This is a genomic window from Frigoribacterium sp. Leaf186, assembly GCF_001423905.1.
GTDB lineage: Bacteria > Actinomycetota > Actinomycetes > Actinomycetales > Microbacteriaceae > Frigoribacterium.
Genome location: NZ_LMPQ01000001.1, coordinates 830,297 through 852,456 on the forward strand (window position 1 = coordinate 830,297; position 22,160 = coordinate 852,456).

18 protein-coding genes are annotated in these 22,160 nt (G+C 72.4%); 6 read left to right on the plus strand and 12 right to left on the minus strand.

Annotated features, from left to right (window positions below; translation table 11 throughout):
- Positions 1–67: 67 nt before the first annotated feature.
- Both ASG05_RS03810 and ASG05_RS03815 read right to left on the minus strand, forming a co-directional pair.
- Positions 68–1,489, minus strand: coding sequence for a phosphomannomutase/phosphoglucomutase (locus tag ASG05_RS03810; RefSeq protein ID WP_056257453.1), 1,422 nt, complete (start codon positions 1,487–1,489; stop codon positions 68–70).
- Positions 1,479–1,691, minus strand: coding sequence for a DUF3499 family protein (locus tag ASG05_RS03815; RefSeq protein WP_056257455.1), 213 nt, complete (start codon positions 1,689–1,691; stop codon positions 1,479–1,481). Before ASG05_RS03815 ends, ASG05_RS03810 begins: the two co-directional genes overlap by 11 nt.
- A gap of 69 nt (positions 1,692–1,760) precedes the next feature.
- Between ASG05_RS03815 and ASG05_RS03820 the strand changes: the two genes are divergently transcribed.
- The gene (locus ASG05_RS03820) at positions 1,761–2,210 is read left to right on the plus strand and encodes a metallopeptidase family protein (protein WP_043594324.1); all 450 of its coding nucleotides are present in this window, start codon (positions 1,761–1,763) and stop codon (positions 2,208–2,210) included.
- Positions 2,211–2,277: 67 nt separating this feature from the next.
- Here the strand turns inward: ASG05_RS03820 and ASG05_RS03825 are convergent, their stop codons facing one another.
- The 5 genes from ASG05_RS03825 to manA form a co-directional block, all read right to left on the minus strand.
- On the minus strand, positions 2,278–3,693 hold the full coding sequence (locus ASG05_RS03825; RefSeq protein ID WP_157490040.1) for a DUF5719 family protein: 1,416 nt from the start codon (positions 3,691–3,693) through the stop codon (positions 2,278–2,280).
- Entirely contained in the window at positions 3,686–6,517 is a 2,832-nt protein-coding gene (locus ASG05_RS03830) for a glycosyltransferase family 2 protein (protein WP_056257461.1), read from the minus strand. The genes ASG05_RS03825 and ASG05_RS03830 overlap by 8 nt, the downstream gene beginning before the upstream one ends.
- Before the next feature lie 223 nt (positions 6,518–6,740).
- Positions 6,741–7,073 (minus strand): WhiB family transcriptional regulator, encoded by a 333-nt coding sequence (locus tag ASG05_RS03835; RefSeq protein ID WP_200936693.1) that lies wholly within the window; start codon positions 7,071–7,073, stop codon positions 6,741–6,743.
- A gap of 184 nt (positions 7,074–7,257) precedes the next feature.
- The gene (gene galE, locus ASG05_RS03840) at positions 7,258–8,217 is read right to left on the minus strand and encodes a UDP-glucose 4-epimerase GalE (protein WP_056257463.1); all 960 of its coding nucleotides are present in this window, start codon (positions 8,215–8,217) and stop codon (positions 7,258–7,260) included.
- Positions 8,218–8,281: 64 nt separating this feature from the next.
- A complete protein-coding gene (gene manA, locus ASG05_RS03845) occupies positions 8,282–9,448 on the minus strand; it encodes a mannose-6-phosphate isomerase, class I (protein WP_056257468.1) in 1,167 nt (388 codons plus the stop codon).
- Between the two features lie 155 nt (positions 9,449–9,603).
- Here manA and ASG05_RS03850 point away from each other — a divergent pair, with 155 nt between their 5' ends.
- The 3 genes from ASG05_RS03850 to ASG05_RS03860 all read left to right on the plus strand — a co-directional run bounded on the left by ASG05_RS03850 (position 9,604) and on the right by ASG05_RS03860 (position 13,488).
- Positions 9,604–10,800: an acyl-CoA dehydrogenase family protein gene (locus ASG05_RS03850; RefSeq protein ID WP_056257471.1), complete on the plus strand. Its 1,197-nt coding sequence runs from the start codon at positions 9,604–9,606 to the stop codon at positions 10,798–10,800.
- A 64-nt stretch (positions 10,801–10,864) separates the two neighbouring features.
- Positions 10,865–12,184 carry an O-antigen ligase gene (locus ASG05_RS03855; RefSeq protein ID WP_056257473.1) on the plus strand — a complete coding sequence of 440 codons (1,320 nt, stop codon included), beginning with the start codon at positions 10,865–10,867 and terminating at the stop codon, positions 12,182–12,184.
- Entirely contained in the window at positions 12,181–13,488 is a 1,308-nt protein-coding gene (locus ASG05_RS03860; RefSeq protein WP_056257483.1) for an O-antigen ligase family protein, read from the plus strand. Before ASG05_RS03855 ends, ASG05_RS03860 begins: the two co-directional genes overlap by 4 nt.
- A 64-nt stretch (positions 13,489–13,552) precedes the next feature.
- Here the strand turns inward: ASG05_RS03860 and ASG05_RS03865 are convergent, their stop codons facing one another.
- Positions 13,553–14,377, minus strand: coding sequence for a polyprenol monophosphomannose synthase (locus ASG05_RS03865; protein WP_056257486.1), 825 nt, complete (start codon positions 14,375–14,377; stop codon positions 13,553–13,555).
- 158 nt (positions 14,378–14,535) lie between these two features.
- On the opposite strand from ASG05_RS03865, the gene ASG05_RS03870 reads away from it, so the two are divergent.
- Both ASG05_RS03870 and ASG05_RS03875 read left to right on the plus strand, forming a co-directional pair.
- Entirely contained in the window at positions 14,536–15,273 is a 738-nt protein-coding gene (locus ASG05_RS03870; protein WP_056257489.1) for a glycosyltransferase family 2 protein, read from the plus strand.
- The gene (locus ASG05_RS03875) at positions 15,270–15,665 is read left to right on the plus strand and encodes a DUF2304 domain-containing protein (RefSeq protein WP_056257491.1); all 396 of its coding nucleotides are present in this window, start codon (positions 15,270–15,272) and stop codon (positions 15,663–15,665) included. Before ASG05_RS03870 ends, ASG05_RS03875 begins: the two co-directional genes overlap by 4 nt.
- Before the next feature lie 50 nt (positions 15,666–15,715).
- On the opposite strand, the gene ASG05_RS03880 is transcribed toward ASG05_RS03875, so the two are convergent.
- The 4 genes from ASG05_RS03880 to ASG05_RS03895 form a co-directional block, all read right to left on the minus strand.
- Entirely contained in the window at positions 15,716–16,189 is a 474-nt protein-coding gene (locus ASG05_RS03880; RefSeq protein ID WP_056257496.1) for a GtrA family protein, read from the minus strand.
- Positions 16,190–16,329: 140 nt separating this feature from the next.
- Complete coding sequence (locus tag ASG05_RS03885) at positions 16,330–18,813, minus strand: hypothetical protein (RefSeq protein WP_157490041.1); 2,484 nt, start codon at positions 18,811–18,813, stop codon at positions 16,330–16,332.
- Between the two features lie 123 nt (positions 18,814–18,936).
- Positions 18,937–19,923, minus strand: coding sequence for a glycosyltransferase (locus tag ASG05_RS03890; protein WP_056257503.1), 987 nt, complete (start codon positions 19,921–19,923; stop codon positions 18,937–18,939).
- A gap of 133 nt (positions 19,924–20,056) precedes the next feature.
- Complete coding sequence (locus tag ASG05_RS03895) at positions 20,057–22,114, minus strand: hypothetical protein (RefSeq protein WP_056257505.1); 2,058 nt, start codon at positions 22,112–22,114, stop codon at positions 20,057–20,059.
- Positions 22,115–22,160: the final 46 nt, after the last annotated feature.

Here is a 22,160-nt window from a genome sequence, read left to right on the forward strand (position 1 = left end):
CTCGCGCCAGGATACCCCGTGGGGGTACACCCCGTCGCGGCGCGGCACCCCGACGGGGCGCGCGGGGTCAGCCGCGGATCAGGCCCAGCACGTGGTCGCGGACGCGCTCCATGCCGGCAGGGGTCGCCGCCTCGGCGTTCAGGCGCAGCAACGGCTCGGTGTTGGACGGACGCACGTTGAACCACCAGAAGCCGTCGTCGGACGAGCCGCTGACCGTCAGGCCGTCGAGCTCGTCGAAGTCGCCGACGCCCGTGTAGGCCTCGACGATGCGGGCGTAGGCCGCCGGGACGTCGGTGACCGTCGAGTTGATCTCGCCGCTCGCCGCGTAGGGCGTGTACCGGTCGGTGAGCGTCGACAGCGGTTCGGACTGCGAGCCGAACTCGGCCAGCACGTGCATCGCCGCGAGCATGCCGTTGTCGGCGCTCCAGAAGTCGCGGAAGTAGTAGTGGGCCGAGTGCTCGCCCCCGAAGATGGCCCCGGTCGCCCGCATCTCGTCCTTGATGAGCGAGTGGCCGACGCGCGTGCGCACCGGCGTCGCCCCGGCGGCCTCGATCGCCTCGGGCACGGCGCGTGAGGTGATCAGGTTGTGGATCACCGCGATCTCGGCGTCGGGTTCGGCCGCCTTGACGCGGGCGATCTCGCGGACCGCGACGATGGCCGCCACGGCCGACGGCGTGACGGCCTCGCCCTTCTCGTCGACGACGAAGCAGCGGTCGGCGTCGCCGTCGAAGGCGAGCCCGAGGTCGGCGCCGTGCTCGAGGACGGCCTTCTGCAAGTCGACGAGGTTGGCCGGGTCGAGCGGGTTGGCCTCGTGGTTGGGGAACGTTCCGTCGAGCTCGAAGTACAGCGGGACGATCTCGATCGGCAGCTTCGGCAGGCCTGCGGCCTCGCCGAGGACCGCCGGGACGGTCAGGCCGCCCATGCCGTTCCCCGCGTCGACGACGACCCTGATCGGCCGGATGCCCGACAGGTCGACGAGGCCACGCAGGTACGCCGCGTAGTCGGGCAGGGAGTCGTGCTCTCGCACGGTGCCGGGCTCGTCGACGGCGTCGATGCCGTCGGCCAGGAACGAGGAGGCGCGGTCACGGATCGAGGACAGCCCGGTGTCGAGGCTGATGCCCTGGGCACCGGCCCGACTCATCTTGATGCCGTTGTAGGTGGCCGGGTTGTGGCTGGCGGTGAACATGGCGGCGGGGGCGTCGAGCGAGCCGGAGGCGAAGTACGACTCGTCGGTCGAGCACAGGCCGAGGGCGACGACGTTCGCCCCGCGGGCACGGGCACCGCGCGCGAAGGCGTCGGCGAAGCCCGGCGACGAGTCGCGCATGTCGTGGCCGACGACCAGGTCGCGGCCCGCGGCGTCGATCTCGTCGGCGAAGGCCGCACCGAACGCTTCGATCACGGTCTCGGTCAGCTGGCTGCCGACGAGGCCGCGGACGTCGTAGGTCTTGACGAAAGCGGTCAGGTCGACGGGCTCGTTCTCAGTGGTCATGCCCCAAAACTACCCGGCGGAGCACCTGCCAACCCTGAGGCACCGAGAGCGAGCTCGCATGGCGGTCGCAGAGGTCGTACCCGTGGGGCTCGACCCGGCCGCTGAGGGGGCCCACGACGACCATCGAGTCGGCGTACACGTAGGTCAGCGTCGCGACGGCCTCGTCGTGGCACGTCACCTTGCTGCAGGGTCGACCGTTCATCTGCCGGACAGACTACCGCGAGGTCCCGCCGGGCCGACCCGCGCCTCCTGACGGGCCTACGATGGGCGGATGAGCAAGGCCCGCCGCGCACGCGTCACCGACCGGTCCCGCCGGCGGGACCGCCACGGGCGGGGCCTCCGATCGTCGGCCGCCGGGCCGCACCTGCCCTTCTTGCGGACGCGGGTCGACCTCTTCGACGACATCGTCGCCGCGACCGCCGACTACCTGCGCGAGGCGTGGCCCGACGAGCTCGCCGACACGTCGTTCGAGGTCGCCGGCCTGCCCGCCGAACCGGACCGCACGCGGGTCGAGCGATGGTCGGTCGACCGGGCCGCGGGCCGGGTCGTGCTGTACCGCCTGCCGATCGAGCGCCTGGCGCCGTCGCACGACCGTCGCGGCGCCGCCGAGGACGAGTGGAACCACCGCGTCCTCGTCGAGGGGTACGTGTTCCGGGCCGTGGCGGACCTGCTCGGCAAGGACCCCTGGGAGCTCGCGCCGGACCGCTGGCGCGACGGCTAGGCCGCCGGACCCGGTCGCCTCGGGCTCAGGGGCGGACGGTCAGGGGTGGACGGTCAGGGGTCGACGGTCAGGGGTAGACGGTCACCGGCGTCGACGCCGCCAAGGGAGACGTGACGGGCCAGGCGGCGATCGCCGCGGCGGCCGAGAAGCTGACGCCCGCTCGCAGGCCGTCGGCGTCCTCGAGGCGGACGCCGTCGCCCTCGGCCACGTCGAAGCCGACCGTCGACCCCCCGGGCACCTCGACGTCCCGCTCGTCGACGTCACCGACCGTGACGCGCGCCGTGACGGCGTCCTGCCCCGGGTTGACGAGCCAGAACCTGGCCCCGTCGCCCGCGGGCACGACGGTCTCGGTGTCGCCCGACAGGCGCGGGGACGACGCCGCCCAGCTGAGGTCGACCCCGCCCGCGTCCGAGGCGACCGTCGACGTCCTGGCGGCCACGGCCACCGCGGCGGAGGACCGCACGGTGGCGGTGTAGACCCCGTCGTCGAGGCCGTCGATCGGGACGTCGGTGACGCGTCCGCCCTCGACCCGGGTCTCGAAGGTGGTGCCGGTGCCGTCGTCGGTCGCCAGCGAGACCGACAGCTGGGCGGCGTCCTGGCCCGGCACGAGGACGCGCAGCACCGACTGCAGGTCGGAGGACGAGGGGTCGGCCAGCGCGCCCTCGAGGTTCGCGGAGTCGCGCACGACGATCCCCGGGACGACGGATTCGCGTGCGGGCGCGGCCGACCCGGTCACGATGTCCACCCCACCCGGCTCGAGGGTGCGGACGACGCTCTGCTGCAGGGTCGCGACGATCTGGCCCCCGCGACTCGACACGTGCACCGCGGGCGAGACGAGTCCCGTCGCGAAGCCCGAGAGGGGCACCACCTTCTGGCTGCGGGGTGCGACGACGATGCCGTCGATGCCCGGGCCCTGGACCTCACCGGTCTCGGACCGGATGTCGAGGTCGACCGTGGCGTTCACGTCGCTGGGGTTCACGAGGCTGATCAGCGAGACGCGGCCGGTCTCGGTCGAGCCGCCGATCAACCAGGTCGAGCTGGTGGGTTCGGTGCACGGCGCCGAGGCGAAGCCCCGCAGGTCGCCGTCGTCGACCGACTGGCTCTGGGCGGCCGCGACGAGCGGCACGTCGTCGCCCTCGACGGGGGCGGTCGCCACCGAGGGGCGAGAGTCGCTGCCGTCGGCGCCGGCGAGCACGTCGACGTCGACGTCGCCCCCGCTCGACCGACGGACGACGTCGGCGCGACCGACCGAGCTGGCGGTCGTCGCCTGCTGCCCCTCGGCGTCCGAGAGCTGCAGCAGAGAGCCGGTGCAGACCCGCTGCTGGTCGACGGGCACGGGTGTCACCAGTTGCCCGGCAGGCACCGTCTCGAAGCGGGGCAACGGCAGCGCCGTCGCACCACCGACGACCGCGGCGGCGACGGCGAGGCCGGCGACGCCGACCGCCACGCGTCCCGTGGTCGAGAAGACCGATCGCTTATTCATCTCGCTCCTCGTCGAAGGTGGTGGCGGGCTGCTCGGCCTCGGGCGTCCCGGCCCGCGAGCGGCGTCGGCGGGGCGACGTCGGGATCGCGAGCAGCAGGGCCGAACCGAAGACGAGGCCCCAGCTGATCAGGACGATCGGGCGGAGCGGCCCGGCACCGGGGTGCGCCTCGCGCTCGTCGCCCGCCTCGACGTACCGCCAGAGCAGGCCGTTCGAGGTGTCGCCGACCGGCAGGAAGAGCGCGTCGGCGTCGAGCGCTTCACCAGCACGCTGACCGAGGCGGTCGGCGTCGCCGTCGTCGTCCGTCGCCGAGAGCAGCACGAAGCCGACGCCGAGCCGTCGGAGGTCGTCGGTCGGGTCGAAACCGCTGCGGCTGACGAGGTTGCCGGCCAGGACGGTGAGGTCCTCGTTCACCGAGGTGAGGCGTTGGGCGGTCGAATCGAGCGTCGACTGGTCGTCGAGGGTCGCCCCCTGACCGTGCTCCAGCGAGACGGCGAGCGACCCGTCGGGCTGGGGCGTCAGCACGAGGGTCCCGACGTCGGGGGTCGCCTCGGCCTCGGCGGTGACGTACGCCGAGAGGATGCGACCCGACGAGGGGCGCACGTCGGCGACCGGCCCGAACGAGGCGACGACGGTGGGCGCGGCGGCGGCGACGGCGAGCACCGCGACCAGGGCTCCCGCCGGAGGCGCGGCCCGCGGCAGCCGGTCGAGGGTCACGGCCGCGGCCCCGACGAGTCCGAGCAGGTACAGGCTGAGGCCGCCGCCCGCCCAGATCGTCGTCGTGTCGCTGCCGACGCCCGTGACCGACACGTGGGTGGCGGCGACGGCGGTGAGGTAGCCCAGCAGGGCCAGGGCGAGCGCGGGCACGGCACGGCGCTGCGAGCCGACGAACGGTGAGGCCACCGCGAGCAGGGCCAGGGGGGCGATCGCCACGGCGACCACGACGGCGAGGGTGGCGGACGAGAAGCCCGTGCCGGCGATCAGGGCCGTCCAGCCGTTCAAGCCCGTCTCGGGCGAGGTCAGCAGCAACTGCAGCGGCGACGCGGGGTCGGAGCGGGTCGGCACGCCCGGGTCGGCGAAGACGGCCCACCAGGTGCCCCGCTGCAGCTGGGCGACGACGAGGGGGGCGAAGAGCGCCACGGCAGGCAGCGGCACCGCGACGAGGCGGTGGGTGCCCCGGGGACGGCTGACGATCGAACCGAGCCAGCCGACGAGCAGCGCGGGGATCAGAGACGGAGAGGCGGCCGCGACGACCGCGAACAGCAGGGACGCGGTGGCTCCGGCCGTCCACGACCTCGCGGCCCCGATCATGGCCCAGACGAGGAACGGAAGCGTCACGTGGGCGAGGACCGCGCCCAGGTGCCCGGACTGCAGGCCCGAGAGCAACGGGGACGACAGGGCGTACACGGCGGCGGCGACGGCAGGCACCCAGGTGCGACGGGTGACGCGCCGCGTGGCGAACCAGGCGCCGAGGGCGGTGAGGGGCAGGGCGACGACGTAGACGCCCACGATCGCCGTCGACGGGGACCAGAACGTGAGCGTGCCGAGGACGGCGACGAGGGCCGTGAACGGGTCGGACGGCCCCGTGAAGCCGGTGCCGATCTCGCGCCAGCCGTAGCCGACCGACGACCACAGCTGACCCACCGAGGTGCTGAGCGGCAGCAGTCCCCCGCCGGTCACCGCCGGGTTGCCGAGCAGCGGCAGGAACGCGACGACGCCGACGACGGCCGCGACCAGCACGACCCAGAGACCGCCGGAGTGGACGAAGCTGGCGCGCGGGTCGGGCGCGTCCTCGACGGACGCGACCTGCGCGTCGCGCTCGGTCACGCGCCGCTCGCGCAACAGCGAGCGCGACGCCCGGAGGGGCTCGACCGAGGCCCAGCCGACGGTCCTCGTCCGGGCGAGTGCCCGTCGCGCGGATCGGACGTGCGAGCCGCCGAACGCAGCCCGGAAGGCGGTCGCGAACTCGCCGACGACGGCGCCGGGGTTCTTCGTCAGGAGGTGCCAGACGCTCCGGACGATCGCGAGCGGCACGAGGCTCAGCCAGTGCAGCGGGAGCAGGACCGCCGCCGACCAGGTCAGTCGCCGGTGCAGCTGGGCGGCTCGGTGCAGGCGGGCCGCGCGGGCGTGCCCGACGGGACCGTGGCCGAATTCTTCCGGCGGGCCCGCGCTGTCGACCTTGGCGTCGGGCACGAGCACGACGCGGTGGCCGGCGAGCCGGGCTCGGATCGAGAAGTCGAGGGCGGCGTCCACGTGCGGCAGGGCGGGGTCGAAGCCGCCCAGGGCGTTCCAGACCGTGCGCCGGACGAGCATGCCGCCGGCCGCGACCCCCAGCACGTCGTCGATGACGTCGTGCTGACCCTGGTCGAGCTCGTTCTCGACCCGGGCGAGCGAGGCACCGTACCGGGTGATCGTCTCGCCGAACTCGGCGATGACGCCGGGCCGCCCCCAGCTCATCAGCTTGGGACCCGCGATCGCCACCGAGGGCGAGACCTCGACGGTCGACATGAGGTGTTCGAGCGCCTCGGGTGCCGGCGCGTTGTCGTGACCGAGCAACCAGACCCAGTCGTCGGGTGAACCGTCACCCGGGTCCGAGAGCCGGATGCCGTGGGCTGCGGCCGCGCCGAGGGTCTTCGCGTCGGGGAGCGAGGCCAGCTGCGCCGCACCACTCAGCGAGAGGCGACCGGCGGCGGAGTCCTTGCCCCCCGTGTCGACCACCACCAACGCCTCGGGCGGACGCGTCTGACGCGACAGTCCGTCGAGGGTTCGGTCGAGGTAGGTCGCTCCACCAGGGGCGACGAGGATCGCTGTGACTCTCGGCTGCATGACTCGAGCAGCCTAGGTCGCACCGACGCGGGCACCGGCTCGGCGCGCCGACGCGACGGGCGAGACGTCGCGACCCGCGCCTCCTCGTCGCTCGTGCCCCGAGGCGGCCGGCGCCCCCGCGCCGCCGGCCCGTCACGCGGCGACGGCACCGATCCACGAGGGTCGGTGCCGTCGAGGTCGGTGCCGTCGGGGTCGGTGCCGTCGGGGACCGAGGAGGCGCGGGTCAGGCCCGCTTGCGGAGCTTGCGACGCTCGCGCTCGGACAGTCCACCCCAGATGCCGAAGCGCTCGTCGTTCTGGAGGGCGTACTCGAGGCACTGGGCCCGCACGTCGCACGAGGCGCAGATCTTCTTGGCGTCGCGGGTGGAGCCGCCCTTCTCGGGGAAGAAGGCCTCGGGGTCGGTCTGGGCACAGAGCGAGTCGACCTGCCAGGCCAGCTGGTTCTCGTCGTCGGTGGTGGTCGTGGTGCGTGACGCCGGCGAGCCGGGGACGCCCAGCTGGATCGGGTCGACGTGCCAGTCGTCCGGGACCCCGGCGCGGTTCTCGTGGATGCCCACAGCGCATCTCCCCTCGTGTCGATCGCCCGTGAATGTACGCGACAAGGTAATTACACCGGTGTCATTACCCATCCGTCAAGTCGAGGGCCAATAAACCCTGCACCCCCCGATCAGGGGCAAGGCGGCCTCGGCGTGTCGGGGGACGTTTCGAGCGGAACGGGTGACTTCGGCCCTCGGCGCTGGATCACACGCGCGGCGCGGCCTGCCAGGCGCTGGTCACCATCTCGAGCAGGGTGTGGCGCATCTCCCAGTCGAGGTCGCGGGCCGCCAGGCTGCCGTCGGCGACGATGCGATCGGGGTCGCCGGGGCGGCGGGGCGCGATCTCGGGCGTGAAGTCGATGCCGGTGCCCTCGCGCATGGCGGTCATGATCTCGGCCACCGAGACGCCGCCACCCGAGCCGAGGTTGTAGGCGGGCTCGACGGGCTCGCCCGCGTCCAGTCGACGGGCCGCCGCCACGTGCGAGACCGCCAGGTCGGCGACATGGACGTAGTCCCGGACGCAGGTGCCGTCGGGGGTGTCGTAGTCGTCGCCGTTGATGCGCGGGACGCGCCCCTCGGCGAGCGCCGCGAACACCAGGGGGAACAGGTTGTGCGGGCTGGCGTCCCAGAGGTCGGGTCGGCCCGAGCCGACGACGTTGAAGTACCGCAGGCTCGTGTGGCGCAGGCCCTCGGCCACGGCCTGGTCGCGCAGCAGCCACTCGCCGATCAGCTTGCTCTCGCCGTAGGGCGACGCGGGGGCCTTGGGGGTGTCCTCGGTGACGAGCTCGGTCGGCGGGGTGCCGTAGACGGCTGCGCTCGACGAGAAGACGACGCGGTCGACGCCCCGGCTCGACATGGCCTCGAGCAGGCGCGCGGTACCGGTGACGTTCTGCTCGTAGGTGTGCAGCGGTCGCTGGACCGACACCCCGGCGTACTTGTAGCCCGCGACGTGGACGACGCCGGTCACGCCGTGCTCGTCGATGGTGCGTTCGATCAGCTCGCGGTCGAGGATCGACCCCCGGACGAACGGCACCCCGTCGGGCACGAAGCCCTCGAGGCCCGACGAAAGGTCGTCGAGCACCACCGCGTCGATGCCCGCCCCCGTGAACTCGCGGACGACGTGTGAACCGATGTACCCGGCACCGCCGGTGACCAACCAAGACATGGGGCCAACCTATCGGGTGACCGCCGGCCGCCCGGCGCCCGCCGCCGAGGGCCTGGGGTCGGCCTCAGGCCGGCGTAGCCACGTAGGCGGTCCCGCCACCCGTCATCGCGAGCCGGACCTCGTCGGGAGTGACGAAGGCGGACTCGCCCCGGCCGAGCCGGATCGTGCCGTCCTGACCCTTGACGTGGACCTCGCCCTCGACGACCAGGACGATGCTCGGGCCGCCGATCTCGACCACGGCCCCCTGACGGGCCGCGTCGACCCGCAGCAGGGCGAAGCCCGTCCCCGCGGGGGCGAAGCGCTGGACGCCGCGGGCCACCTCGACGGGTTCGAGGCGCGGCACCGGGAGGGGGTCGAAGTCGAGCACCTTCAGCAGCTCGGGCACGTCGACGTGCTTCGGCGTGAGGCCGCCCCGCAGGACGTTGTCGGACGGCGACATCAGCTCGACCCCGAAGCCGCCCAGGTACGCGTGCACGTTGCCGGCGGGGAGGAACAGGGCCTCGCCCCGGCGCAACGTCACCCGGTTGAGCAGCAGCGACAGCGCGACGCCCGGGTCGCCCGGGTAGCGCTCGGCGAGGTCGACCACCGTGGCGATGCCCGCGCTGCCGGACCGGTGGGCGGCGGCGAGCTCGCTGACCGCCGCGATCGTGGCGGCGGACTCGTCGGAGCCCTCGAACAGGAACGCGAGGGTCGCCCGGAGGGAGTCGCCCAGGTGGCCGCGGAGGCGGCCCAGGCGCCCCGACCCGCCGTCGAGCAGGTCGACGTCGACCAGGGTCTCGGCCGGCTCGCGGAACCCGCAGAGGGCGTCGAAGGTGTCGCTGAGGGCCACGATGATCTCGGGCTTCGCCGAGGCGTCCTTGTAGTTGCGCTCGGGGGCGTCGAGGGGGACCCCGGCGTCGTTCTCGCGGGCGAAGCCCTCGCGGGCCTGCTCGGGGGTCGGGTGGGCCTGGATCGACAGCGGACCGTCGGCCGCCAGCAGCTTGAGCAGGAAGGGCAGCACGTCGCGATCGCGACCGAGGGCCCGGGCCGGCTCTGCGGCGAACCAGTCGGCGAGCGTGTCGGCCCCGCCGACGACCGCCGGCGCGACGACCACGCTCGGCGACCCCGGGTGGGCCCCGAGCCACAGCTCGGCCTCGGGGCGGCCGCTCGGCCGACGTCCGAGGAGTTCGGCGATGGCCGTCGTCGAACCCCAGGCGTAGTCGCGGGGCGTGTTGGTGATGGCGAGGAACATCGTTCTCCTTGCTCGGCGGAGCTCGTGCTTGGTCGCCCCCTACAAAACGGTCCGGTCGACGACGTCGGGGCGTTGATCAAAGCTACCAACCCCTTGGTGCCGGACGGGCGGCTGCCTAGGCTCCTGTCGTCCCGACACGAAGCAATGGAGCACGGATGTCATCAGCGACCCTCACCTCGTTCACCTCGCTCGTCAGCGACTTCTACGGTTACGAAGACCTGCTCTCCGACCGTGAGAAGGGCGTGCTGGCCGACCTCCGCCGGTACCTCGAGACCGAGGTGAAGCCCGGCGTGAACCGGCACTGGGCGGATGCCACCTTCCCGCACGAGATCGTCAAGGGCCTCGCCGGGCTCGGTCTGTTCGGCATGCCGTGGGAAGAGACGCGGCCGTTCGAGAACTCGGCCGTCTTCCGCGGGTGGGTCGCCCTCGAGCTCGCCAGGGTCGACGCGTCCGTCGCGACCTTCGTCGGCGTGCAGAACGGCCTGGCGATGGGGTCGATCGGCGTCGGGGGCTCGGCCGAGCAGCGCGCCGAGTGGCTGCCGCGCATGGCGAGCGGCGACCTCGTCGGAGCCTTCGGCCTGACCGAACCGCTCTCGGGGTCCGACTCGGCCCAGGGCCTCCGCACGATCGCGACCCGCGACGGCGACGACTGGGTGCTGAACGGCTCGAAGCGGTGGATCGGCAACGCGACCTTCAGCGACATCACGATCATCTGGGCGAAGAGCGCCGAAGACGGGCAGGTCAAGGGCTTCATCGTCCCGACCGACACCGCCGGCTACACGGCGACCAAGATCGAGGACAAGCAGAGCCTCCGCATCGTGCAGAACGCCGACATCACCCTCGAGGACGTGCGCGTGCCCGAGAGCCACCGCCTGCAGCAGGCCGACTCGTTCCGCAGCACCGCGGCCGTGCTCCGCCTGACCCGTGCCGAGGTGGCCTGGGCGGCGGTCGGCAACTCGATCGGCGCCTACGAGGCCGCCCTGGCCTACGCGAACGAGCGCGTGCAGTTCGGCAAGCCCATCGCCAAGCACCAGCTCGTCCAAGACCTGCTGGTCAAGTGCATCGGCAACATCACCGCCTCGATCGGCATGGTGGTGCGGTGCTCGCAGATGCTCGACGAGGGCACCCAGCGCGACGAGCACGCCTCATTGGCGAAGGCCTTCACGACCGCCCGCATGCGAGAGACCGTCGGCTACGCCCGCGAGGTCATGGGCGGCAACGGCATCGTGCTCGACTACGACGTGGCCCGCTTCTTCGCCGACGCCGAGGCCCTCTACAGCTACGAGGGCACCCGCGAGATGAACACGCTGATCGTCGGCCGCAGCATCACCGGGCAGGCCGCGTTCGTCTGAGCCGTCCGGCGGGGCGGCCCCTGGTCGCCCCGCCGCGCCTCCCCCGTCGTCTAGCCTGGTGCCCATGACCTCGACGCTGCCCGCGCGGACCGCCCGAGTGGCGCCGGCTCGCGGCGCCACGACGTACGCGACGCTCGCGTTCCTCGTGCTCTTCGGAGGCGACGTCCTGCGCAACGGCACGGGCTGGTGGGGCTGGGGCGCGGCCTGCGTGGCGTTGGTCGTCGCGGCCGTCGTCCTCGTCGTGCGGCACCCGCCCCGGGTGCGGACGCTGCCGCGCCTCCTCGTCCTCTACCTGGCGTTCGCGGTCGCGTCCCTCGCCTGGTCGCAGTACCCGGGCGGTTCGGCCGTCGGCGTCGTCACGACCCTCATGACCAGCGTGGGCGCCCTCGCGGTCACCGTCGTGGCCCCGTGGCCGGCCATCGTGACCGCCCTGGGTCGGGCACTGCGCATCCACGTCGTGGCGTCGCTCCTGTTCGAGCTCGTCGTCGGGCTGTTCGTCCGCCAGCCCGTCTGCCCCGTCTACCTCGACTGCACCGGGCAGCCGGCCGCCTTCTTCTGGTCGCGCGACGTGCTGTTCGAGGGCGGTCGCATCCAGGGGCTGCAGGGCAACAGCAACATCCTCGCCGTGATCGCCCTGCTCGCCCTCGTCGTGACCGGCGTCCAGGCGGCGGACCGCTCGATCACCCGCGGCTCGACCGTCGTCGGCGTCGCGGCGTCCGTGCTCGCCCTGCTGCTCACCCGGTCCGCCACCGTCGCCGCGGTCGCGGTCGCGGTGGGTCTCGTGCTGCTGCTCGTCGTGGCGACCCGCCGCCGCGAACCCGGCCGCCGCGCCCCCGTCTACGGCGTGGCCGCGCTCGTCGTGGTCGCCGCCGGCGCGGCCGTCGCCCTCGCCCGCGGTCCGCTGCTCGCCCTGGCCGGCAAGAGCGCCGACCTGACCGGTCGCACCGACATCTGGTCGGCGGTCCACGACCTCGGGGTGCAGCACCCCGTCGTGGGCTGGGGCTGGGTCGGCTACTGGTTCCCGTTCGTCGAGCCCTTCACCGACCTCGCCGAACGCAACGGAGTGGTGTACCTGCAGGCCCACGACGCCTACCTCGACGTGTGGTTCCAGCTGGGCTGGATCGGCCTCGTGCTCTTCGGCCTGACGATCGTCGGGGTCGTCGTGCGCTCGTGGTGGTGGGCCGTCGACCGCCGCGTGCTGTCGCGCGAGGTCGTGGCCCCGTGGACCGCCCACGACCTGCTGCCGCTGCTGCTCGTCACGGCCCTGCTCGTCCACGGGCTCACCGAGTCGCGGCTGATCGTCGAATGGGGCTGGGCCACGTTCGTCGTGATCGTGCTCGTCACCCGTCGTGACCCCTTCGGCTGGACGGGCCACGACCGGTGAGTTCGGGCTTCGACCGCAGCCGTGACCCCCTCCGCCGGTACCTGTCGGCCTGGATCGGCTTCTCGGCCGGTGGGCACTTCTCCCAGGCGCTGTCGGTGGCGATCGTGCTCTACGCGTTCTCGACGCAGTCCGTCAGGGCCCTCATGGGCTGGCCCGGGTCCCTCGCCGTCCTGGGCACCCTGGTCGTCCTCGCGGCCCTGTCGCTCGTCGGCGGCCGGCACCACATCGAGTGGCACGGCATCCTTCCCGTGTCGCTCATCGCCTTGTTCGGCTTCATGGGCCTCAGCGTCTTCTGGAGCGAGTACACCTGGGTCTCGATCGGCGGGGTCGCCTACGCCGTCGGGTTCGGCGCCCTGGGGCTCTACCTCGCCCTGGGACGCGACCTCGTGCAGGTGGTCCGCGCGTTCGGTGACGCGCTGCGCATCCTGCTCGTCGCGTCGCTGTCGCTCGAGGTGCTCAGCGGCCTGCTGATCGACCAGCCGATCGCGTTCCTCGGCATCCAGGGCAACCTCGCCGCCGGCGGACCGATCCAGGGCATCTCGGGCACCCGCAACTACCTGGGGTTCCTCGCGACGCTGGCGATCATCACCTTCGCCGTCGAGTTCCTCACCCGGTCGGTCCCGAGGCGGCAGGCCGTGGCCTCCGGCGTGCTCGCGCTGGCGGCGCTGGTCTTCGCCCGCTCACCCGCGACGGCGATCGCCGTCATCGTCCTGATCGTGGCGGGCGTGGCGCTCAACGCCCTCCGCCGGGCCCCCGAGTCGCGGCGGCCGCTCATGCAGTCGGTCTTCGCGGTGATCGTGGTGCTGGGGGGCGCCTTGGCCTACGCGGGTCGGTCGCGCCTCCTCGACGCGGTCGACGCGACGAACGACCTCTCGGTGCGGTCGCTGCTCTGGGCGCGCATCCGCGAGCTGGCGGCGGTGCACGACATCGTCGGCTGGGGGTTCGTCGGCCAGTGGCCGACCGAGATCTTCCCGTACTCGACGATCATCGCCCCGAGCGGACGCCCGCACGAGACCGGGCTCAACGCGTTCTTCGACATCTGGCTGCAGCTCGGGCTCGTCGGGGGGCTCTTGCTCGTCGTGGCCGGCACCTTGGCGTTCGTGCGCAGCTGGATCACGGCGTCGGGTCACCCCATCGTGGCCTACGTCTGGCCGGCCCTCGTGCTCGTGCTGATCGGAGTGACCGCCTTCGCCGAGAGCTTCGTGCTGTTCGAGGGCGGTCTGATGACCTTCGTCGCCATCGCCACCATCGCCGCCCGCAAGCGGTCGTGGCGGTCACGGTTGCCCCGATCGGCACGACCGTAGGAGGCGCGGGTCGGGTGGTCGACCCCTGGGCCCGTCGGTCGGCGGTCGCGTCGACCACCGCGCCTCAGTCCTCGACGACCCAGCTCGGCCCGGGCCGCTTGCCGAGAAGCGTGCGCAGTCGCCGCTGGAGGCCCCACACCGTCACGCGGAGCATGGCTTCGACGACGATGGCCTGGCTCATCTTCGACTCGCCGAACTCGCGTTCTCTGAACTCGATGGGCACCTCGACCACGCGGCCGCCCCCGTCGAGGACGCGCAGGGTCATGTCGACCTGGAAGCAGTAGCCCTTCGAGTCGATGCCGGTGAGGTCCATCGCCTCGAGCGACTCACGCGTGTAGGCGCGGAACCCCGCCGTGACGTCCTTGAGGCGCAGGCCGAGGGCGAGCCGGGCGTAGAGGTTGCCGCCACGGCTGAGGACCTGGCGGGAGACCGGCCAGTTGACGACCGAACCACCGGGCACCCAGCGCGAACCGATGGCGAGGCTGGGCGACCCCGGGGCCGCGGCGGTCACCAGGGCGATCATCTCGGGCAGCTTCTCGGGCGGGTGCGAACCGTCGGCGTCCATCTCGATGACGACGTCGTACCCCCGCTCGAGTCCCCACCCGAAGCCCGCCACGTAGGCCGAGCCGAGCCCGAGCTTGCCGGTGCGGTGCACCACGCTGATGCGCTCGTCGTCGGCTGCCATCGTCTCGGCGAGCCGGCCGGTGCCGTCGGGGCTGCCGTCGTCGACCACCAGCACGTGGACGTCGGGGACCGCGGCGAACAGGCGGCCGAGGATGATGGGCAGGTTCTCGACCTCGTCGTAGGTGGGGAGGACGACGAGGCCGCCGGCGCCGGTGTGGTCCTTCGAGGGACGGGAGGAGGCGCCGGGCGTCGTGCGCTGGTCCATGGGGTGCTCCGTTCGTGCGAGATCGGCCTGAGCACGATCGTGACCCATCGACCTTAGACCGCCGCGGGTCGGACACCGCCGCACGTCGACCCCGACCGCCGGACTGACGCGCCGCCCGGCGGATCGATCGCGGTCGGCCGTCGAGCTACGATTGGCCCATGCCCACCGTTCTCGAGCAGACGCTCATCGTCATGCCCGCCTTCAACGAAGAAGCAGCAGTGGGCGACGTGGTCCGCGAGGTCCTCGCGGCCCTCCCGGGCGTGGCCTGCCTCGTCGTCAGCGACGGCTCGAAGGACGCGACGGTCGAGCGGGCCCAGAACGCCGGGGCACGAGTCCTCGAGCTGCCCTTCAACCTCGGGGTCGGCGGCGCCATGCGCGCCGGCTTCCGCTACGCCCGCCGTCAGGGCTTCCACAACGTCGTCCAGATCGACTCCGACGGGCAGCACAACCCGACCAGCGTGCCCCGGCTGCTCGCCGAACTGGCCGACCACGACGTCGTGATCGGTGCCCGGTTCGCCGGCGAGGGCGACTACGAGGTCCGCGGTCCGCGGCGTTGGGCGATGAAGTTCCTGAGCCTGAGCCTCAGCCGCATCGCCCACACGCCGCTCACCGACACGACCTCCGGGTACCGCGGCGCCGGACCGCGCGCCGTCGAGCTGTTCGCCGACAACTACCCCGCCGAGTACCTGGGTGACACCGTCGAGTCGCTCGTCATCGCCGCCCGGCACGGGCTCACCATCAAACAGGTCCCCGTGTCGATGCGCCCCCGAGCGGGTGGAGTCGCCTCCCACAACCCGGCCAAGGCCGCCCTGTACCTCGCCCGGGCGGGCATGGCCCTGGTGATCGCGTTGATTCGGCCGATCAACGCGCCGGCCGGACAGGTCGTGCCGGCATGACCGTCGCCAGCTACATCTTCAGCATCGTCGCCAGCCTGCTCGCGCTCGGGGTCGTCGTCGATCGGTTGCGCCGTCGTCGGCTCCGTGAACGGCACGCCGTGTGGTGGCTCGTCGCGGGCGTCGTCGCCCTGCTCATCAGCGTGTTCCCGCAGATCACGGCGTGGGCCGCCGACCTCGTGGGGGTCGAGCAGCCCGCGAACCTGGCCTTCTTCGCCAGCATCGTCGTGATCTTCCTGGTCTGCGTCCAGTTCAGCGCCGAGCTCACCGACCTCGAGGACAAGGTGCGGACCCTCGCCGAGGAAGCCGCGATGAACGACCTCCGGTTGCGTGACCTCGAGGGCCGGACGGGGCCCGCGTCCGGCTCGACGGAGGCCTCCCGCCACCACGGCTGAGCGCGTCCCGGCCTCCGTGCCGGTGCCACCACGGAGCCCCGGCGGCGTCGTCACCGAGCGTGCGGCGCCTCGTCGACGGTGTCGCCGTCCGGTCGGACCTCGTCGGGCCGGCTGGCGTCCGCGAAGACCCAGAACTTGTAGGCGGCGTAGTTCCACAGCGTCGTGAGGGCCGTGCTCACGAACTTCCCCACCACGTAGCCCGGGCCGAGGCGGTCGAACAGCTCGATGACGAGGATCGTCGCGAGCGAGTTGACGAGCACCAGCACCGCGTACTTCCAGAGCGAGTGCCAGGACGACCGGTTCGACCGGAAGGTCAGGAACCTCTGCAGCACGTAGCTCACCAGGAGGCCCGCCCAGAAGGCCACGGCGCCGGCCACGCCGAGGGGCCAGCCCAGGCCGTCGCGCCCGAGGATCAGCAGGCCGAGGTCGACGACGAAGGCGATGCCGCCCACCGCGAGGTAGACGAACGGCCCGTAGAGCGCGCTGGACCGGAAGCGGGCCACGAGCGGTGCGGGGCCCGTCACGAGCGGACCACCGATCGGGGCGGCGCGGGACTCAGCGGCATCGGTCGAACTGCTCTCGGGTGATCGGTGGGGACGGGGTCTGGACGACGGCGGGACCGTGGCGCCCCGAAGAGGTTACCGTGCCGCCCCGGCGTCCGAGCTCAGACGACCCGGCAGCCGAGCGTGGTGTTCTCCCCCTTGGACGAGTCGATGCCGTAGGTGCAGACGGTCGATCCGGGCGCGGCCGTGATCGTGGTCGAGAAGCCGTGGGCGGCACCCCAGCCGGGGTAGGCCCGGGCGATGTCGCCCCGGGTCGCGCCGGCCCTGACGACTCCCGCCCCTCGTCCGTCCACGTAGACGGCGACGTCGACGGAGTCGGCCGTGTCGGGGTCGAGGGCCCAGCCCCGCAGGTCGACCGTGGCGCCCTGACGGACGGCGGAGTCGAACGACCCGACCGGGCGGGGGTCGAGGGTGTAAGACCGGCAGCCGAGGTTCGGTGATCCCTTGCCGGCGTCGTCGATCCCGTACGCGCAGACCTGGTACGTGCCGGCAGGGCGGGCGACGGTGGCAGTCCACCCTCGAGCCGAACCGTAGCCGGGATACGCGCGACCGACGTCCGAGCGGGTGCCGTCGGCGACCACCTGGGTGCCGGCGGCCCCGGCGTACACGTGGACGCCGACCGGGTCGAGCGTGTCCCTGTCGAGGGCCCAACCGGAGGCGCTGAGACCGCCGGGCGTCCTCACGACCGAATCCACGGAGCCCACGGGCAGGCCGTCGTCCATCACGATGTCCTGGCAGCCGATCAGGGCGTTCTGCCCTCCCCTGACGTTGATGCCGTAGGCACAGACCGAGTGACGGCCGGGAGACAGGGCGACGGTCGTCCGGAACCCGGTCCCGAGCTGGGCTCCGGTCGCGGCCCGGACGTCCGGGCGGGCGCCGTCGGCCTTGGTGACGCCGATCGCGCGCCCGGTCGTGCTGTCGTAGAGGTGCACGTCGATGGAGTCCTGGGTGTCGGCGTCGCGCGCCCACCCGGCCACCTCGACGCCACCGGGGACGCGACGGACGGTGTCGAGGGCCCCCTTGGGGTCGTTGCCCGGCGTGGGGGTCATGACGATCGGCGTCTTCGCGAAGGCGAGCGCTCCGCCCCCGGAGGGGTGCCGGAGGACGACCTCGACGTTGTAGGAGCCGGGTGCGCGCTGGTCGAGGGCGAACGTCACGGCGCTGCCGCCCTGGGCGACGGGGACGTTCGTGGCGATCGTCTCGAAGGGCGTCCCGGGTGCCCCCCGTCCGACCTTGACGTCGGCCACGGTGCCCGGCACCCAGGCGTCGTCGTGGAACCGCACCTGGGTCGAGCCCTGGGCGGTCGGGTCGGCCCGGAGCGCGAACGACTTCAGCCGCCAGGTGTTGCGGCCCCGGTCTTCGTTGGGGTCGAAGCGCAGGAACTCGACGGTGCGGCCCGACCAGCCCAGGCGCGGCGCGGAGGACGTCGGGTCGACCGGGTCCCCCTTCGAGAGGTCGATGTCGATCCGGCGGGCGTTCGCGCCGGAGTAGGTGACGATGTCCTCGCCCTCCTGGAAGTTCGACGCGCCGTTGGCGATCCAGATCAGCCGGGCCACCTTGCCTCCGCCGACCGAGTCGGCCAGGGAGAAGGGGCCGTCGTACTCGAGCTCGAACGACAGGTGGTGGTACTTGTCACCGGAGAACGGCGTGACCGGGAAGACCACCTCGGGGTCGTTGACCACCGGAGGGGCGTTCACGGCGGTCATGCCCGACGTCCCGTAGCCGGTGACCTGCGCGTTGAGGACCCGGATGCCCGACGTCCCGGAGGCGCGGGTGAAGTCGTAGGACGAACCGCGTTGGTCGGCGGCGAGGTCACGACCTTCGGCGATGCTCGGGCTGTCGACGACCGGACGCGGGAGCGCCTCGACGGAGTACGTGTCGTAGACGCCGGGAGGGAAGGCCGCGTGGGCGGTGGTCGGCGAGTAGAGGCGCATCCAGTCGACCGACACGGACATCGTCTGCGTCAGCGACTGGGTGACGCTCGGGACGACCCGGAGGTTGACCATCCGCGACGACGTCCACGGGACCTTCCCGGCCACGATCGACGTCTTGTCGAGGGCGAGGTCGTAGACCTGGTTGCCGGGTCGCAGGGGGAAGGTGATGCCGCCACCGCACTGCTCGGCCTGTTCGCCGCAGTTGAACCAGACGATCGCGCCGGTGCCGCTGCTCGGCTGGTCCATGCGGAACGACAGACGCGTGTAGCGCGAGGTGTCGATGCTCTCGGCGGTGCCGTCACGCCCGTACGAGACGGCCCCCGAGACCGACGGGACCGGCGTGAACCAGTCACCGCCGCGGACGCCCAGCGAGAGCTTGCCCCCGGACACGGAGATCGACTGCGCCCGAGCGGCGTCGGTGTTCTGGTCGGCGGCGTTGGAGTAGTCCCAGGGGTCCTGATGGACCTCGGACGCGAAGTCCGGTGCCTCGACCTCGACCGGGACGGCCGCGTCGGCGGACGGGACCGCGTCGGGGACGAACGTGGAGACGACGGGCACGAGGAAGCCGAGGAGGAGTGCCCAGCCCGTCGTGACGGCGACCGTGCGGATGCGCACCCTGCGGCGCGCCTCCCCGGTTCGGGAGTTCGTCAAGGACGTCATGCTGCCTCGCATCCCGGAGCGACCCCTGCCACCCCCGTCGTGGGCCAAGCCTAGCGTCCGGTCGCCCGTCCGACTGCGCCCCGGACGGGGGGCGCGCGGCGACCGGGGACAGCTTCAGGAGGCGTCGGCGCGCGAGCCCTCGGGGTCGAGGTGGGCCGACCCCACCCGGCGGCCCGGTGCCGAGTAGGCGAGGTACGACAGCCGGGACGTCTCGCGGCGCGCCCGGGTCACGCCGTCGAGGACCAGCCCCACCGACCAGGTGAGCACGCCGACGATGGTGAGGGACGCGGCCAGCAGGGCCGTCGGGAACCTCGGCACCAGACCGGTCTCGGCGAACTCCGCCACGACGGGCAGGCCGAGAGCGAGCGCCACCAGCACGAAGAGGCCGCCGATGACGCCGTGGAACAGCAACGGACGCTCGTACCGGATGAGGTGACCGATGAGGTTGAGGATCTTGAACCCGTCCTTGACCGTGTTGAGCTTGCTCTCGCTGCCCTCCGGACGGTCGCGGAAGCCCACCTCGAACTCGGTCTGCGGCAGCCGGAGCGTCGCGCTGTGGATCGTGAGCTCGGTCTCGACCTCGAACTCCCTCGACAGGGCGGGGAACGACTTGACGAAGCGCCGGGAGAAGACGCGGTAGCCGCTCAGCATGTCGGTGACGGGCAGTCCGAACAGACGACTGACCAGGCGGTTGAAGGCCTTGTTGCCCGCCTCGTGACCCGGCCGGTAGGCCGACGTGGCCTGTTCGTCCTTCCGGACCCCGAGGACGTGGTCGTACGGCCCCCGGAGCAGCGTCTCGATCATCTCGGGGGCCGCCTCGGCCTCGTAGGTGTCGTCGCCGTCGATGAGGAGGTAGACGTCCGCGTCGATGTCGCCGAACGCGCGACGGATGACGTTGCCCTTGCCCTTGAGGTCCTCGTAGCGCACGATGGCGCCCGCCTCGCGAGCGATCTCGTCCGTGCCGTCCGTGCTGCGGTTGTCGTACACGTAGACGTGCATGCCGGGGACGGCACGTCGGAGGTCCGTGACGACCTTGGCGACCGACGCGGCCTCGTTGTGGCAGGGGACGATGGCGGCGATGACGAGATCGTCAGGGGTCACGATGGGGTCCTTCGGAACGTCACGGGCGTGGAGGGCGGGGCGGTGGCTCCGCCCGGCAGAGAAGATATCAGGTCACCGCGGCTCGCCCGGCGGGCACGGCTGCCGGAGCAGGGCTGGGGCAGGGGACTCGGCATCAGCGTGCCCGAGCGTCGTCGACCTCGTAGATCCACAGCGTCTGCGTCCCCTGCGTGACGGTGTCCAGCGTGCGGAGACAGGTGGTGTCGAGGGCTTGGTCGGCGAGCACGTAGTCGACGTGCTCCTCGGCGAACTCGGAACACCCGTCGAACGTGACCTGGATCTGGTCGCGGACCGGGTTGGTCACCTCGGGCTCACCCGAGCCCGGAGCCCAGAAGACGTTGGCGAGCCGGTTCCAGGCGTCGGCATCGCTCGAGTCCGGGTCGATCTCGTCCCACATCTCCTCGGGCGGGTAGGTCTGGACCCCGTTGTACGCACGGACCCCCGACTCCAGCAACATCGCGGTGGTCACGTAGCCCCCCACGCCGACCCAGGTGGAATCCGGAGCGGCCTTCTCGAGCGCGACGACGTCACGGCCGGCTTCGGTGTCCGTCAACTCGAACACGCCGCGGTAGAGCGGGTTCACCCCGGCACCGACGACGACCGCGGCGACGGCCAGCATGGCCGCGGCCGTGGTCAGGCGGCGACGAGCCAACGCGACCGGCACGAGCACCACGAGCAGGCAGACCACCATCCACCACCGGGAGCCCGTCAACAGCTCGGTCGACTCGAAGTGGAACGTGGCCCAGGCGACGGCGATCGGCCCGAGCGACACGGCCCCCGCGAGCAACGCCACCGCCCACGGCAGGCGAGTGCCCTCGCGGTCGAGACGGTGGCCCAGGTAGGCCACCGACACGACGTTCAGGAGGTCGAACCCGATCCTGAGCCGGCTCGCGGTCGTGCGGTCGATGAAGAGGGTGTGGGCCAGGGAGTCCCACCCGGGCACGAACAGGAACAGGACGAAGAACGCCTGGACCGCGAACAGCGCCACGAGGACAGGGTCCACGGACGCGGCCCGCCGCCGATCGTGGAGGACCAGCCAGGCGACGACGACGAGGGCGGGCAGGGACACCATCAACGGTGCGGCGGACTCGGACGCGTTCGACCCGAGGACTCCGGGCGAGACGGTCTGGACCGCCTGCTGGAAGGGAGCGCTCCAGGCCTGCACGAACTGCGGGAACCCCGTGGTGCCGGTCGGCTCGAGCCGCTGACCGGGATACACGGTCGAGAGCACGGACTCCAGGGTGCCGAGGCGGGTGACGATCCAGACGCCCAGGACGCCCGCGGCGACGACGACGGCCACGAGGAGGGGCGCGAGCCGTCCTGCGACCTCCCGGAACGGCGTCCCGCCCCGGATCGTCGCGACGATGAAGCCCACGCCGACGAAGGCCACGACGTAGGCGGACGGGATCATGAACGGGACGTAGATGCTCATCGTCATGGTGACGGTGAGGTAGGCCGCTGCCGCCGACACCGCCACCCGCACCCATCGCCGGTGGGTCCTGAGCGACCAGACGACCGCGGTCAGGGCCGTGAACGCCCAGGCCACGGGCCACAGCGTGATCGGCAGGAACCACCACTGCAGCACGGGCGAGAAGACCACCGCGAAGGCGAGCAGGGCCGCCGTCACGGGACGACGTGGAAGGAGCGTGACGACGAACGCGTAGCACGACACGAGGACGGCGACGGCCGGCAGCCACCACCTCCAGGCCATGCCCTGGTCCACGGACGCCACGAAGAAACCCCAGACGTGGGGTCTGAAGAGGGTCGACCAGTCGAGCACGGGCAGGTCGTTCTGGATGGTCGCGTCCATCCCCCCGGGCAGGGTCTGGTTCACCTGGGGGAACCCCTGCGCGACCTGGGAGAGTATCCAGCTCGACTGGACGAGCCACTCGTCGCTTCGGACGCCTCGCGGCATCCCGGCGAGCAGATCCGGGTCGGACCCCGTGCCGAACGAGCCCCAGAAGATCCCGCTCGACGTCCCCGAGACACCGAGGAACACAGCCACGGCCGCGACGAGCACCACCACGACGGGGAAGGCCAGCAGCACGGCGAGACGAGGCAGGCCCGACTCGCGGGGCCGGAGCCGCTCCTCGAGGGCGACGGACCACCGTGCCGACAGCCCCGCCCCCGCGGTCGTTCGTCGCGCGGGCAGGGCTGTCGTGCGGGGCGTCAAGGGCGTGTCCTCGTGGAGCGGGGCCGTGTGAGGCCGAACGGTCGGG

Coding starts and splice junctions, on each gene's coding strand:
- ASG05_RS03810 (WP_056257453.1), bottom strand. CDS start 1,489: ATGACCACTGAGAACGAGCCCGTCGACCTGACCGCTTTCGTCAAGACC.
- ASG05_RS03815 (WP_056257455.1), bottom strand. CDS start 1,691: ATGAACGGTCGACCCTGCAGCAAGGTGACGTGCCACGACGAGGCCGTC.
- ASG05_RS03820 (WP_043594324.1), top strand. CDS start 1,761: ATGAGCAAGGCCCGCCGCGCACGCGTCACCGACCGGTCCCGCCGGCGG.
- ASG05_RS03825 (WP_157490040.1), bottom strand. CDS start 3,693: ATGAATAAGCGATCGGTCTTCTCGACCACGGGACGCGTGGCGGTCGGC.
- ASG05_RS03830 (WP_056257461.1), bottom strand. CDS start 6,517: ATGCAGCCGAGAGTCACAGCGATCCTCGTCGCCCCTGGTGGAGCGACC.
- galE (WP_056257463.1), bottom strand. CDS start 8,217: ATGTCTTGGTTGGTCACCGGCGGTGCCGGGTACATCGGTTCACACGTC.
- manA (WP_056257468.1), bottom strand. CDS start 9,448: ATGTTCCTCGCCATCACCAACACGCCCCGCGACTACGCCTGGGGTTCG.
- ASG05_RS03850 (WP_056257471.1), top strand. CDS start 9,604: ATGTCATCAGCGACCCTCACCTCGTTCACCTCGCTCGTCAGCGACTTC.
- ASG05_RS03855 (WP_056257473.1), top strand. CDS start 10,865: ATGACCTCGACGCTGCCCGCGCGGACCGCCCGAGTGGCGCCGGCTCGC.
- ASG05_RS03865 (WP_056257486.1), bottom strand. CDS start 14,377: ATGGACCAGCGCACGACGCCCGGCGCCTCCTCCCGTCCCTCGAAGGAC.
- ASG05_RS03870 (WP_056257489.1), top strand. CDS start 14,536: ATGCCCACCGTTCTCGAGCAGACGCTCATCGTCATGCCCGCCTTCAAC.
- ASG05_RS03875 (WP_056257491.1), top strand. CDS start 15,270: ATGACCGTCGCCAGCTACATCTTCAGCATCGTCGCCAGCCTGCTCGCG.